We start from the raw sequence: 13,271 nt of genomic DNA on the forward strand, positions 1-13,271 counted from the left end.
AGCGGCCCTCAGCGCTTGCGGCGCTGCAGCTCGATCCGCGACTCCTGCAGGTCCAGCTCGCCGGCGTTGAGCGTCCAGGCCCCGTCACTGTCGAGCAGCCACGCCTTGGTGCCGGCGTCGAACGCCTGGTCCAGCAGCTCGCCCAGCACGGCGACGTGGTCGGCCAGCGGGATCTTCACCAGCACCTCGACCCGACGGTCGAGGTTGCGGTGCATCATGTCGGCCGAGCCGATCCACGCCTTCGGCTCGCCACCGTTGGCGAAGGTGAAGATCCGGGAGTGCTCCAGGAATCGGCCGAGCACCGAGCGCACCTCGATCGTCTCACTCAGCCCGGGAACGCCGGGGCGCAGCGCGCAGATGCCGCGCACCAGCAGCTGCACCGGCACGCCGGCCTGGGAGGCGAGGTAGAGCGCATCGATCAGCGCCTCGTCGACCACGCTGTTGGCCTTGAGCCGGATCTGTGCGGGTCGCCCGGCCCGGTGGTGGGCGATCTCGGCGTGGATCTGGTCGATCAGCCCGGAGCGCACCGACGACGGCGCCACCAGCAGCGAGTCGTACTCGGTCTGGCGCGACCAGCCCGACAGGTTGTTGAACAGGTGCGCGACGTCCTCGCCGATCTCCTCGTTGGTGGTGATCAGGCCGAAGTCCTCGTAGAGGCGTGACGTCTTCGGGTTGTAGTTGCCCGTCCCGATGTGGGTGTAGCGCCGGATCCCGCCGCCGTACTTGCCCTCGTCGCGGACGACCATCGCGAGCTTGCAGTGCGTCTTGAGCCCGACCAGGCCGTAGACCACGTGGCAGCCGGCCTGCTCGAGCTTGCGCGCCCAGCGGATGTTGGCCGACTCGTCGAAGCGGGCCTTGATCTCGACCAGCACCAGCACCTGCTTACCGGCCTCGGCGGCGTCGATCAGGGCGTCGATGATCGGGGAGTCACCCGAGGTCCGGTACAGCGTCTGCTTGATCGCCAGGACGTGCGGGTCGGCAGCCGCCTGCTCGATGAAGCGCTGCACCGAGGTCGCGAAGGAGTCGTAGGGGTGGTGCAGCAGCACGTCGCGGCGCCGAGCGGCCTTGAAGACGTCGACCGGAGCCGCCGACTCGACGTCGGCGAGCCGGTGGTGCGTGGTCGGCACGAAGGCGTCGTACTTGAGCTCGGCCCGGTCGATGTCGGCGATCGCGTGCAGGCCGCGCAGGTCGAGCGGCCCGGGCAGGTGGAACACCTCGGCGTCGGTGATTCCGAGCTCGGTGACGAGCAGGTCGAGCACGCCGGTGGAGATCGAGGTCTCCACCTCCAGCCGGACGGGGGGACCGAAGCGGCGCCGCAGCAGCTCCTTCTCCAGGGCGGCGAGGAGGTTCTCGGCGTCGTCCTCCTCGACCTCGAGGTCCTCGTTGCGGGTGACGCGGAAGGAGTGCGCCTCGAGGATCTCCATGCCGGGGAAGAGCTTCTTGAGGTGCTCGGCGATGACGTCCTCGAGCGGCACGAACCGGTCACCGCCCAGGGAGATGAAGCGGGTGAAGTTCGAGGGCACCTTGACCCGGGCGAAGTGCTCCTTGTCGGTGCGCGGGTCGCGGATCAGCACCGCGAGGTTGAGCGAGAGCCCGGAGATGTAGGGGAACGGGTGGGCCGGGTCGACCGCGAGCGGGGTGAGGACCGGGAAGATCCGCTCCTTGAACAGCTTCTTGCAGGTCTTCTGCTCGGACTCCGAGAGGTCGGCCCAGCGGACCATCTCGATGCCCTCCTTCCACAGCTCCGGGCCGATCACGTCGGTGAAGACCGAGCTGTGCCGCTCCGACAGGACGCGGGTGGTGGACCAGATCTGCTCCAGCACCTCGCGCGGCAGCAGGCCGCTGGCCGCACGCACCGCCAGGCCGGCGGCGATGCGCCGCTTGAGGCCGGCGACGCGGACCATGAAGAACTCGTCGAGGTTGGAGGTGAAGATCGCCAGGAACCGGACGCGTTCGAGCAGCGGCACCCGCGGATCCTCGGCCAGCTCGAGCACGCGCTGGTTGAACTTCAACCAGCTCAGCTCACGATCGAGGAACCGATCGGCGAAGGCCTCGACGGCCGCGAGGGCCTCATGATCGGGGATGTACGGCGGCTCGACGTCGTACTCGCCGAGGTGCTCGGCGGCGGGCTCCTCATCAGAGAGCGTCATGGCGCCGAGTCTTTCACGGAGAGCCTGACAAACTCACGGTATGTTCCCGAACGTGAGCATCCTCTCCAAGCCTGGCGACGTGGCCGGCTCCTTCGCTGGTTCAGTGGTCGGCTCGACGGTCGCGGCCGCCGAGAAGGTCACCTTCACCACCACCATGGGCCTGCCCGACGCGATCCTGCGCCGGCTCAACGGCAAGGCGGTCGAGATCGACGGCCAGACCCTCGCGCCGGACGTCCAGATGATGCTGAAGCTGGCCGCCCTGACCGGGCCCGACGTGGCGTCGCAGCCGATCGAGAAGGGCCGCGTCACGCTGCGCCGTCAGACCGCCCTCGCCGGCGGTGACCAGCGGATCGGGAAGACCGAGACGCTGTGGGTCGCGGGGATGCACGCGCGGCTCTACACGCCGACGTTCATCGACACCACGACGCCCGGGCCGCTGCTGGTCTTCTTCCACGGCGGCGGTTTCATCTACGGCGACCTCGAGTCCCACGACGCCGCCGTGCGGTTCCTGTCGGAGCGCTCCGGGGTGCGGGTGCTCTCCGTCGAGTACCGGCTGGCGCCGGAGGACCCCTTCCCCGCCGCGTACGACGACGCGGTGGCTGCGTTCCGGTGGACGGTCGCGCACGCGGAGGCACTCGGGATCGACCCGGCCCGGATCGCGGTCGGCGGCGACTCGGCCGGCGGGAACCTCGCGGCCGAGGTCGCGCTGGCGGTCGGTGACGAGTGCGCGTTCCAGCTGTTGATCTACCCGGTGACCGCCGGCGTGGGGGAGACGTCGAAGTCGCGGGAGCTGTTCTCTCGGGGCTTCTACCTGACGGATGAGTTCATCGAGCTGGCCAGCGCCAACCAGGTCACCCCGGGCACCGACCCGCGCGACCCGCGGCTGGCGCCGCTGCACGCCGTGGTTCCGGCGGGCACCGCGCCGGCATACCTCTGCACGGCCGGCTTCGACCCGCTCCGCGACGAGGGCCACGCCTATGCGGAGAAGCTCACCGAGGCCGGCGTGGAGGTCACGGCCGAGTGCTTCACCGACCAGGTGCACGGGTTCTTCAACACCCCCGTGCTGCGCTCCTCGCGCGCCGCCTGCACCGACATCGCTGCGGCCTTGAAGGCCGGCCTCGCTCGGTGAGCAGGCAGAACCTTTCAGGCCAGAGCATGTGAGCAGGCAGAAGTTTTCACTGGCGCCTGTCGCCCACTGAAAACTTCTGCCTGCTCACCAACGGATGGGTGAAAACTTCTGCCTGCTCACGATGTGCTCAGGCGATGTCGGGGCGCCAGCGAGCGAGCTCGCGGGTGAAGTCCTCGGGGTCGGTCAGCCGGGCGTCGACGGTCGCGGAGGTGCGGCCGTCCCCGACCTCGACCTTCCAGCGGCGCTGACCGGGCTTGCCCTGCACCTTCACCGTGGTGGCGCGGTCGTAGAGGTCGTAGCTCTGGCCGTCGGGCAGGAAGAGCATGCCCTCGTCGCTGACCTGGACGGAGCCGATCGCGCGCGAGCTGCTGGCCTTCGCGGGAGCCGCGGCAGCACCCACCGGGGCAGCGACACCCACCCCTGACGCACCAGCGCCGGTGGTCTTCCGCACCGCGGCCTGCTGGTCCCAGGCGGACTTGATCCAGGCCTCCTGGGCCGCACCGACACCGGGAGCGGACGTGTCCGCCGACGGGGCCGCGTCGAACGCGGAGATCACGGGGATCGAGCCGGTGTGCTCCATCGCCTCGAGCGACTCGACCACCGCAGCGGGAACCGCAGCGCTGGCAGGTCGGTCGGCGGCGTCGGCCAGGGCGGCCAGTCCGGCCAGGTTGACGCCGGCGGCAGCGCCGCGACGTCCGGAGCGACCGGGGGCAGCAGCCTCACGCAACGCATCGACCACGGCGGCGCGCAGCGTCACCAGCTCCGCGGCCAGCGCCGCGGCACGGGTCTCGGCGGAGGCCCGCTCGGCGAGCGCGGTCTCGACCAGCTCCTGGCTGTGCCGGATGGAGGACTCGATCGCCTGCCGGTCGATCGCGACCTGGGCGGCGGCCTCCTCGGCCTCGGCGCGCAGCCGGTGCGCCTCGACGACCTCGGCCGTCGACGCCTCCACCGTCGCCAGCGCCTCCGCGGTGCGCAGCTCGGCCTCCTCGCGCAACGCGACGGCGGCCATCACCTCTTCGGCGCGGGACTTCGCGGCCTGCTCGGCGGCCTCGCGGGCGGCCTGCGCGATCATCGCGGCCTCCTCGGCCTCGAGCCGAGCGGTGAGGGCCTCCATCACCTTCGCGGTCGCGGCACGGGTCTCCCCGAGCGCAGCCTTGCGGGCGACGTGCGCCTGCTCGGCCTCGAGGTGGGCCTCGCGGGCGATCATCGCGGCCTCGCCGACCTTCGCGAGCGCGGCCTTGGTCTCGTCGTGCGCGGCCTGGGTGTAGGCGGCGTGCTGCTGGACGACCTGCTCGGCCTCGGTGCGCTGCTGGTGGGCGGACTTGGCAGCCGCGGCCGCCGTCCGCGCCATCGACTCGGCCTTGGCCCGCAGCTCGTGCGCGGCGTGCGCGGCGTTGGCCTGCACCCGGGCGGACTCCTCGGCCTCCTGGCGCGCCAGCTGGGCCTCGGCGGCGGTGGCCTCAGCGGCGGTGCGCAACGTGATCGCCTCGGCGGCCTTCTTCTCCGCCAGCGCGAGCGCGTCCTGGGCCAGCCGGACCTGCTCGGCCCGCTCGTAGGCGATGCGCTCGGCCGCCTCACGGTCGGCGTGCGCCTGCGCAGCCTGCTCCGCGAGCGCGGTCCCGGCCCGCTCGGCCTCCAGCCGAGCAGCGGCAGCGGCGGTGGCCTCGGCGGACGCGGCCGCGGCAGCGGTCTCGGCGGCAGCACGGGCCTCGTGCGCATCGCGTACGACGCCCAGGGCCGCGGCAGCCTGCGACTCGGCCTCGGCCAGCGCAGCCGCGGCAGCGGTCACGTCGGCGTCGGCGGCGAGCCGTGCCGCGGCGGCCGTGTTGAGCGCTTCCTCGCGGTCGACGGCGGCGCGGGTGACCGCCTCCTCGCGCTCCCCGATCGCTCGGGAGACGACCTGCTCGCGCTCGTAGACGGCCTGCGCGGCCGCCTCCTCGGCGTTGATCCGGGCGGTGTGGGCGTCGGCGGCGGCCTCGGACTGCGACCGGGCCTCCTCCTCGGCGGCGGCACGGGCCTGCGCGGCGGCGGTGGCTTCGGAGGTCCGCAGCCGGACCCGCTCCTCAGCCTCGGCGACGAACTCGCGGTAGGCCTGCTCCACCTCGGCACGGGCCTCGGCCGCGGCGACCGCCTCGGCGGCCCGGGCGATGCCGGACTTCTCGGCGTCCAGACGTGCCTCGTGGGCCTCGATCGCGGCGGCCAGGTTCGCGGCGGCGGTGGCTTCGAGCTCGCTGCGGGTCTGCACGAACGATGCGAACCGGTCGTCGGCCTCGGTGTGCGCGGCCGCCGAGGTCGCGGCAGCCGACGTCGCGATCTCGCGGGCCTCGGCCAGCGCCCGCTGGGTCTCGTCACGGAACGCGGTGTGCTGGTCGCGGGTCTCGCGCTGGACCCGCTCGTGCAGCTCGGCGGTCTCGGACCGCAGGGTCGCGTGCTCACCGCTGGTCTGGGTGCGCAGCGCCGTGTGGTGCGCCTCGGTGGTCTCGCGCAGCTGCGCGTGCGCCTCCTCGGTCTCGGTCCGCAGCTCGTCATGACGCGCCGAGGTCTCGGCCGCCATCCGGGCCAACGACTCCGCGGTCTCCCCGCGCAGCTCGGCGTACGTCGCCTCGGCCTGTGCCCGCAGGACGTCGTGCGTGGCCGCGGTCTCGGCGGCCAACGCGGCCAGGGCGGCGACGTGACCGGCGTGAGCCTCTTCCAGGGCGACCCGCTGGGACTCCAGCGCGGACGCGGTCTCGGCCGCGGCTGCGGCGAGCTCCTCGAGGTGACCGGACGCCGCCGAGCCCAGCGCACCGCGCTGGCCCTCGTGCACGGCGGCGGTCTCGCGGGCCAACGCCGCGAGGGCGTCGTCGTGCTCACGGACGGCGGTCGCCAGGGCGTCGCGCTGGCCGGCGTGCGTCGCCGCAGTCTCGGCGGCCGCGGCGGCGAGCTCGTCGAGGTGGGTCGCCGCCGACCGGGCCAGCTCGGCGCGCAGGGTGCCGTGGGTCTCCGCGGTCTCCGAGGCGAGCTGCTGGAGGGCGGTCGTCCGGGACGACATCTCCTGGGCGATCTCGGCCTGGCGCTGCTCGGCGTCCCGGACGCCGGCCTCGGCTACGGCGGCCAGGTCGGCGCGGGCGGACTCGGCGGTGGCGTTCAGTCCGGAGCGCTGGGTCTCGTGCAGGGCGGCGGTCTCCCGGGAGGTCTCCTCCAGGAGGCGACGTACCTGGTCGAGCAGGCTCTGCGCCTCACCGAGCGAGGCGGCCCGCGCCTCGGCGATGGTCTCCTCGGAAGCGACCTTGATCGCGCCGGCGCGCTCCTCGGCCTCGGCGCGGATCGCGGAGATCTGCTGCTCGGTCTCGGCATGGGCCAGGGCGATCTGCTGCTCGGCGTCGCGGCGGGCCTTGGCGATCGCCTCCTCGGCCGCGATCCGTGCCTGGTGCGCCTCCTCGGCCGCCGCGGCCGCCTCGGCCAGCCGGCGCGACGTGTCGGAGGCGGCTTCGGCCAGCCGGGCGTCGGTGGCGTCCAGCGCCTCGTGCAGGCGGGCGTTGCCGGCCTCGACGGTGGCGGCGGCGGACTGCTCGGCGGTGACCCGAGCGCGGTGGGCGTGCTCGGCCTCGGCGGCAGCGGTCTGCACGCGGGAGAACGCCTCGGTCGTGGCCGAGTGGGCCAGCGCTTCGGCCTCGGTGCGGGCGGCGTGCGCGGCCGCGGCGGAGGCGGCCAGCTCGCCGGCGCGGACTTCGGCCTCGTGCCGGGCCTCGTGTGCGGCACGGACGGTCTCGGCCATCTGCCGCGCGCTCTCCTCGGCGGAGGTGCGGGCGGAGGCCAGCGCGGCCAGGCTCTCGCGCAGCGCGGACTCGCGGGCGGCGGCGGCGTCGATCGCGTCCTGGTGGCGCTGGATGGCCTCGGCGGTGGCGACATACTGCGCGGCGGCGCGCTGCTCGGCCTCGCTGCGGGCGCGCTCAGCGCCCTCGGCGGCGCTCTGGGAGTCGGTGTGCCGGCGCAGCACCGTGGTGAGCGCCTCCTCGGCCTGCACCCGGGCGGAGTAGGCAGCGGTGGCCTTCTCCGCGTACTCGGTCGCGCGGGCGTCGGCGGCCGCGGCGATCCGGCGTGCCTCGGCAGCGGACTCCTCGGCGCCGATCCGCTCGGCGGCCTGAGCGGCCGCTGCCTGCTCGGCGAGGCCGCGCAGCTGGTGGGCGGCCTCGGCGGCGGCGAGGTTCGACGACGCCCGACCAGCAGGAGCGGCAGGAGCAGCCGGAGCGGCCGGAGCAGCGGGCGCGGCAGGAGCCGCCTGGCGTCGTACGTCGACCTCGTTGGTCGACTCGTGTTCGGGTTGCTGCTCCTCGGCCGTCAGGTCGTCGGGACCCTGATCGGGGCGGCGGAACCAGCGCCGATCGCGTGAGGAGGAGGAGTCAGACATAGCGTCTGCGATTCTAGGGCCGTCGAGGGGTCACCGTGTGATCGTCGGCAAGGCTGGACAACCCCGCGACGAAACTGCCGAGAGGTCAGCGCTGCGGACGGAAGTGCAGCCCGACCTCGGGGTCGACGACCGCTTCCTGCACGGCGGGCATCCCGTCGACGGCGAGGACGGCGTCGAGGGGCACGTTCCGCTTGACCATCGCCAGCGCGATCGGACCGAGCTCGTGGTGCCGCGCGGAGCTGCCGACGTACCCGACAGGGCGGGCGACCGGGGCGCCGAGGGCACCTTCGTCGAACGCGGTCGGCTCGGTCCCGGTCAGCACGTCGGTGGCGACGTAGAGCGGAGTTCCGACCGCGGGGAGCCGGTTCTCGGAGCCGTCCAGGTGCAGCAGGGTGAGCCGGCGCGGGGGACGGCCGAGGGTGTTGACCCGGGCGACGGTCTCCTGGCCGCGGTAGCAGCCCTTGTTCAGGTGGACGGCCTCGACGGCGCCGCCAGGGAGCCAGCCGGCCTCGTTGGGGATGGTCTTCTCGTCGGTGTCGATCCCGAACCGGGGCTCGCCGCGCTCGATCCGCAGCGCGTCGTAGGCCCAGAGCCCGGCCGGGGCGCCGAGCGCGTCCGGCAGACCGATCAGCTCACCTCGCGGCACGAAGACCGTCGAGGAGGCGGTCGCGGTGGGGCGCCAGATCACGGCGAGGTCGGTGTCGAGGCTGATCGTGACGTCGTTCCAGAACTTCATCCGCTCCAGGAACGCCACCAACGCCGCTCCGGCGCCCGGCTCGGTCCAGGCCACGAACGCGGTGCCGTCGTCGACGCCGGAGAAGAAGTGCTCGGTGTGACCCTGCGGGGAGAGCAGCAGAGCCGACGTCCACACCCCGGGACTCAGGTCCTCGAACGCCTGGGACGTCAGCGAGTGCAGGTACTTCAGCCGGTCGGGGCCCTCGATCCGGACCACGTCGCGGTGGGAGAGGTCGACGAAGCCTTCGCCGGCGACGAGCGCGCGCTGCTCGGCGTTGAACGAGCCGTAGTGCGCCGCGACCGGGGCGTCGATGCCGTCGCCAGCGACCGCGCCGGGAAGCGAGAGCAACGGGCTAGTGATGGTGGTGGTCATCAGCATGCTCCTGGGGGCAGTCGGGCGAGTGGGCCCCGAAGATCGTCAGATGGGCGATGTCGGGCGCGAAGGAGAACTCCGTCTCCAGCACCGCCGCCAACGCCGTGGCCCTATCTTCTGGAACGGAGATGACGGCTCCACAATTCCGGCACGACAGGTGGAAGTGCAGCGGGCCGCTGCGCGCCGCGTGGTACGTCGGCGCGCGATCGCTCAGGTGGAGGTGCCGGACCAGGCCGAGCTCCTCGAGCACCTCCAACGTCCGGTACACCGTGGAGCGGTTGATCGCCGAGGACTTGGCGGCGACGCACGCGAAGATCTCGTCCGGGGTGCCGTGGCCGAGCTCCTCCACGGCGCCGAGGATCAGCTCGCGCTGCGGGGTGAGGCGGTAGCCGCGTGCCCGCAGCTCCTCGCGCCAGTCCTCAGTCATGGCCGGTGGTCAGCCGCGCTTCAACCGCGCCCACAGGTGCGGCTGCAGCGGCTGGCCGGCGGCCTCCATGTCGTAGGCGTAGAGCAGGTCACCCTCGACGTTGCCGTAGATCCGCTTGCCGGAGAGGACCTCCTTGGCAGTCTCGGTGTGCGCGACGCCGGCGGTGTGCAGCTCGACCTTGCCGGCGGCGGCCAGGCCGTACCAGATCTCGATGATCCCGGTGTTGTGCGTCAGCAGCAGCTCGACCGAGGCGGTGCCGGTCTCGCGGCCGGGAGCGCAGCGCAGGTAGCCGGTCTCCTGGTGGGCCTCGCGCACCTTCTCCTTGGTCTCCGGGTCGATGATCCAGGTCCGCGACATGTAGTGGAAGAACGGCCGACCGTCGTGGGTGAAGATCAGCTCCTCGCCGTACTCGAAGCCGTCGATCGTCGGGTAGTCCCCGTGTCCGTTGCCGCGCCACGTGCCCAGGAGCCAGGCGACCGGGCCGCAGTCGGGGTGCAGGTTGTCGGGGATCTCAAAAGCCACGGCCCGAGTCTAGAGCGAATCGCTCAGGCGACCCCGATCAGCCGCTGTTTGACGATCGTCATATCGCCCTCGAGGTGGTCGAGCCTGAGGTCGACCCGGTCCAGACGGGACTCCACCCGATCCAGGCGGGACTCCACCCGATCGAACCGCCGGTCGATCGCATCGAATCGCGGTTCGACGGACTTCACCAGCACAAGCTCGACCGCGTCACGGATCCGAGCATCGAGGCGGCTGTCGACCCGTTTCCACAGACCCACGAGGGCCCCGACCACCGAGGCCCCGGTGACTCCGGCGATGGCGGTCGCCATCAGCAGGATCTCCAGCGTGCTGCTCACGTCATTCATGGTGCATCACCCTTCGTTCGAAGTGAAGCGCCGTCGTCGTGAGCGACCTATGTCGGACCACCGACAGATCGGTCAGTCGAGCGCCTCGACGTAGGGGATCGCGAACTGCACGTGGGTGTCGCGGGGGGAGTGTGTGAACCCGAGCGACTCATAGAGCCGTACGGCGGCCTCGTTGTCGGACTCGACGTACAGATGCACCTCGTCGAGCCCGGCCATGTGCTCGAGCCCGGCGAGCGTCAGCAGCCGCCCGAAGCCACGCCCCTGCGCCGCGGGGTCGATCCCGATCACGTAGATCTCACCCGAGGTCCGGCCCAGGGCACTGTCGGGGTGGCGCTTGGTCCAGTGGAAGCCGACCAGCTTCGAGCCGTCCCACAGCGTCAGCAGGCCCTCGGGGTCGAACCACGGCTCGGCCATCCGTGAGGCCAGGTCGGCGGCGTCCATCAGCGCCTGCTCCGGGTGCCAGGCGAAGGCGGCGTGGTTGACCCGCACGATCTCGGCCTCGTCGCCGGGCTGGAACGCACGCAGGGTCAGGCCCTCGGGCACGCTCACCTTCGAATCGTCACCAGCCGGGGGAGCATCGGCGAGAGAGCGCCGCATCACCCGCAGCTCCCGGTTCGGTCGCATCCCGTTGCGCCCGGCGAGCGCGTAGCCGGAGGGGGAGGGGGCGTGCAGCCACATCCGCTCGGCCCCGTTCTCGACGCCGAGGCGCGCGAGCCGGTCGCCGAGTCCGCCACCGCGGGCGTGCGGGGCCACGGCGAAGGTCATCTCGCCCGCCTTCACGATCACGAAGCCGTCGTCCTCGACGTGCGCCCAGAAGGACGTGGGGTGGTCGCGCAGGGCACGCGTGGTGGCCTCGTCGAGCGCGGAGACCCCATCAACGGCAGCGGCCGCCGCGTTGATCGTCAGAACACGGTCAACATCGGCGGCCTTCATGCCAACCACCCTAAACAGGGGTCACACGGTGGCGTCGAGCGCACCCATCATCCGTGCGTCGGCGGCAGCCTCGGAGCTCTTCGACGGCAGCACGAACCGGTAGCCGACGTTGCGCACCGTCCCGATGAGGGTCTCGTTCTCGGGGCCGAGCTTGGCCCGCAGGCGCCGCACGTGGACGTCGACGGTGCGGGTGCCACCGAAGTAGTCGTAGCCCCACACCTCCTGCAGCAGCTGCTGGCGGGAGAAGACGCGGCCGGGGTGCTGGGCGAGGAACTTGAGCAGCTCGAACTCCTTGAAGGTCAGGTCGAGGGGACGACCTCCGACCTTCGCGGTGTACGTCGCCTCGTCCACGACGACCTCGCCGGAGCGGATCACGTGGGACTCGGGGTCCGCGGCTTCACGCTGGGCGGCGAGCCGGCCGATGGCGAGCTTGATCCGGGCCTCGAGCTCGGCCGGACCACAGGTGTGCAGGACGACGTCATCCATGCCCCAGTCGTGGGCGACGACGGCGAGACCACCCTCGGTGACGATCAGCAGCACCGGGACGTCCGAGCCGGTGGTCCTGATCAGGCGGCACAGGTCGCGGGCGTGAGCCAGGTCCTGGCGGCCGTCGACGAGGAGCAGGTCCGCGTCGGGCGCCTCGAGCAGGGCGGAGCCCTCGGCGGGCAGGATCTTCACGTGGTGACCGAGGAGTGACAGGCCGGGCAGGACCTCGACGGAGGGCTGCAGGGCGCTGGTCAGGAGAAGCAGGGTGCTCATGTGGCAGAGGCCTCCGTGAGGGAGTGGTGGAGCCATGAGGAGCACCAAGACGCAACGTTGAGCCTCGGTGTGGTGATCGTCCTGGCACTTTAGCGTTACAAAGAGCGTTTGTAAGCCTGAAACAAATCACATCGTCGCGGGGTTGAAATTCGCATGACTGGTCTGTTGGTCGCCGGTGGCGCCATCGTTGCGGCGCTCGTTTTCGGCTTCTACCGCCGTGCCACCGACGGCCGTTTCGCCTCTTCCGGTGGTCGAGTGCCGGCGACGGAGGAGCCGGTGTATCGAGACCCAGCGACCTGGCACGGCCTCGAGCTCGGCGAGCGCGCCACCTTGGTCCAGTTCTCCAGCGCCTTCTGCGCCCCCTGCCGCACCACCCGCGTGATCCTCACCGACGTGGCCTCCGAGCAGGAGGGGATCGTCCATCACGACATCGACGCCGAGGCCGAGCTCGCCCTGGTGCGCGAGCTCAAGATCCTGCGCACCCCGACCACGCTGATCCTCGACAGCGCCGGGAACGAGATCGCCCGCGCGGCCGGTGCGCCGCGCAAGGAGCAGGTCCTCTCAGCCCTGCCCCGCTGAGCCGGTCCAGATCGCTCAGTGCGGCGAGCGGTCGTCCGAGCGGGCCTGCTCCGGAGTGCACGCCCCTTCGCCGGGGGCGACCTGCATCCGAGGCGGGGCCCACACGCTGACCTCCTGCCCGACGCGCTTGCCGAAGAGGCAGTCATGCACCGGCCGACCGTCGACGTAGCCCATGATCGGGCTGACCGCGACGGTCAGGACGGGGCCGAGCTCGGCGACCTGGAGGTCGGGGACGTCGGCCAGGCGGGCGCGGATGGCGGCCGCGTCCCCGCCGTCGGCCAGAGCGCGCTCGAGCCGGGCGGGAAGGGTGTCGGAGATTCCCCGTGCCTCGGAAGCGCGCGCCGGGTCGATGTCGGTCTTCGTCGGACAGTCGACGCGATCGGCGGTGTCCCACTTCCGGCCGTCGGTCCAGCGGTAGCAGCGGGTGGCGGAGTACTCGGCGTTCTCGCTCGGCCACCAGTCGAAGTTGTTCTTCTGGTGGCTGGTCGCCGTGATCGCCAGCACGATCTCCTGGCCGTTCTCGGTGTTGCGGGCGACCACCAGCCGCACCCCGGGCTCCCGGGTGGCCTCGTCGGACCGGTCCAACGCCGTGGTGCCGGCGTACGTCTCCATCGCGTTGAACAGGGCCACGGCCCGGTCGTGGGTCTTCGAGGCCGCCGGCTCGCGGGTGCCCCAGAACCAGATCCCGCTGACCAGGAGCGCCAGCGGGAGGACGACGAAGAGCAGTGCCTTCTTCACCCTCACCACCCTGCCAGATCTCATCATATGGATAGGTATCCACATCGTGAGATCCCGGTTTGGGCACACCCGCGCCCACACGTACCGTCGTACCCATGCACTCGACCCTGCTGACCAAGCGCCGCGCCGTGGACCACGGCCGCATGCGCTCGTCGCTGTGTCGAATGTCGGCCTGACCCTTCCTGTCAATCC

11 protein-coding genes are annotated in these 13,271 nt (G+C 71.8%); 2 read left to right on the forward strand and 9 right to left on the reverse strand.

The window, feature by feature from the left end:
* Nucleotides 1-8: 8 nt before the first annotated feature.
* A complete protein-coding gene (locus ACZ5J1_RS00920; RefSeq protein ID WP_464561714.1) occupies nucleotides 9-2,150 on the reverse strand; it encodes an RNA degradosome polyphosphate kinase in 2,142 nt (713 codons plus the stop codon).
* 52 nt (nucleotides 2,151-2,202) lie between these two features.
* Between ACZ5J1_RS00920 and ACZ5J1_RS00925 the strand changes: the two genes are divergently transcribed.
* Nucleotides 2,203-3,279, forward strand: coding sequence for an alpha/beta hydrolase (locus tag ACZ5J1_RS00925; RefSeq protein WP_464561715.1), 1,077 nt, complete (start codon nucleotides 2,203-2,205; stop codon nucleotides 3,277-3,279).
* Nucleotides 3,280-3,406: 127 nt separating this feature from the next.
* Here the strand turns inward: ACZ5J1_RS00925 and ACZ5J1_RS00930 are convergent, their stop codons facing one another.
* From ACZ5J1_RS00930 to ACZ5J1_RS00960, 7 genes are all read right to left on the reverse strand, one after another.
* Nucleotides 3,407-7,669 carry a coiled-coil domain-containing protein gene (locus ACZ5J1_RS00930; RefSeq protein WP_464561716.1) on the reverse strand — a complete coding sequence of 1,421 codons (4,263 nt, stop codon included), beginning with the start codon at nucleotides 7,667-7,669 and terminating at the stop codon, nucleotides 3,407-3,409.
* A gap of 85 nt (nucleotides 7,670-7,754) precedes the next feature.
* Nucleotides 7,755-8,777 (reverse strand): CAF17-like 4Fe-4S cluster assembly/insertion protein YgfZ, encoded by a 1,023-nt coding sequence (ygfZ, locus tag ACZ5J1_RS00935; RefSeq protein ID WP_464561718.1) that lies wholly within the window; start codon nucleotides 8,775-8,777, stop codon nucleotides 7,755-7,757.
* Nucleotides 8,758-9,204: a Fur family transcriptional regulator gene (locus ACZ5J1_RS00940; protein ID WP_464561719.1), complete on the reverse strand. Its 447-nt coding sequence runs from the start codon at nucleotides 9,202-9,204 to the stop codon at nucleotides 8,758-8,760. Before ACZ5J1_RS00940 ends, ygfZ begins: the two co-directional genes overlap by 20 nt.
* Nucleotides 9,205-9,213: 9 nt before the next feature.
* The gene (locus ACZ5J1_RS00945; RefSeq protein WP_464561720.1) at nucleotides 9,214-9,726 is read right to left on the reverse strand and encodes a heme-binding beta-barrel domain-containing protein; all 513 of its coding nucleotides are present in this window, start codon (nucleotides 9,724-9,726) and stop codon (nucleotides 9,214-9,216) included.
* Between the two features lie 23 nt (nucleotides 9,727-9,749).
* Entirely contained in the window at nucleotides 9,750-10,061 is a 312-nt protein-coding gene (locus ACZ5J1_RS00950) for a hypothetical protein (RefSeq protein WP_464561722.1), read from the reverse strand.
* A gap of 81 nt (nucleotides 10,062-10,142) precedes the next feature.
* Nucleotides 10,143-11,003, reverse strand: a complete 861-nt coding sequence (gene mshD, locus ACZ5J1_RS00955; protein ID WP_464561723.1) for a mycothiol synthase — start codon at nucleotides 11,001-11,003, stop codon at nucleotides 10,143-10,145.
* A gap of 21 nt (nucleotides 11,004-11,024) precedes the next feature.
* Nucleotides 11,025-11,762 carry a response regulator transcription factor gene (locus tag ACZ5J1_RS00960; protein WP_464561724.1) on the reverse strand — a complete coding sequence of 246 codons (738 nt, stop codon included), beginning with the start codon at nucleotides 11,760-11,762 and terminating at the stop codon, nucleotides 11,025-11,027.
* A 153-nt stretch (nucleotides 11,763-11,915) separates the two neighbouring features.
* Between ACZ5J1_RS00960 and ACZ5J1_RS00965 the strand changes: the two genes are divergently transcribed.
* Nucleotides 11,916-12,341: a thioredoxin family protein gene (locus tag ACZ5J1_RS00965; protein WP_464561726.1), complete on the forward strand. Its 426-nt coding sequence runs from the start codon at nucleotides 11,916-11,918 to the stop codon at nucleotides 12,339-12,341.
* 15 nt (nucleotides 12,342-12,356) lie between these two features.
* On the opposite strand, the gene ACZ5J1_RS00970 is transcribed toward ACZ5J1_RS00965, so the two are convergent.
* Nucleotides 12,357-13,079 (reverse strand): hypothetical protein, encoded by a 723-nt coding sequence (locus ACZ5J1_RS00970; protein ID WP_464561727.1) that lies wholly within the window; start codon nucleotides 13,077-13,079, stop codon nucleotides 12,357-12,359.
* Nucleotides 13,080-13,271 lie beyond the last annotated feature (192 nt).

The sequence above is a fragment of the Nocardioides sp. JCM 18999 genome, from assembly GCF_055391175.1.

What these genes read in the sequence shown, in the direction of transcription:
- ACZ5J1_RS00940 (WP_464561719.1), bottom strand. Translation starts at nt 9,204, where the DNA reads ATGACTGAGGACTGGCGCGAGGAGCTGCGGGCACGCGGCTACCGCCTC.
- ACZ5J1_RS00960 (WP_464561724.1), bottom strand. Translation starts at nt 11,762, where the DNA reads ATGAGCACCCTGCTTCTCCTGACCAGCGCCCTGCAGCCCTCCGTCGAG.
- mshD (WP_464561723.1), bottom strand. Translation starts at nt 11,003, where the DNA reads ATGAAGGCCGCCGATGTTGACCGTGTTCTGACGATCAACGCGGCGGCC.
- ygfZ (WP_464561718.1), bottom strand. Translation starts at nt 8,777, where the DNA reads ATGACCACCACCATCACTAGCCCGTTGCTCTCGCTTCCCGGCGCGGTC.
- ACZ5J1_RS00920 (WP_464561714.1), bottom strand. Translation starts at nt 2,150, where the DNA reads ATGACGCTCTCTGATGAGGAGCCCGCCGCCGAGCACCTCGGCGAGTAC.
- ACZ5J1_RS00930 (WP_464561716.1), bottom strand. Translation starts at nt 7,669, where the DNA reads ATGTCTGACTCCTCCTCCTCACGCGATCGGCGCTGGTTCCGCCGCCCC.
- ACZ5J1_RS00965 (WP_464561726.1), top strand. Translation starts at nt 11,916, where the DNA reads ATGACTGGTCTGTTGGTCGCCGGTGGCGCCATCGTTGCGGCGCTCGTT.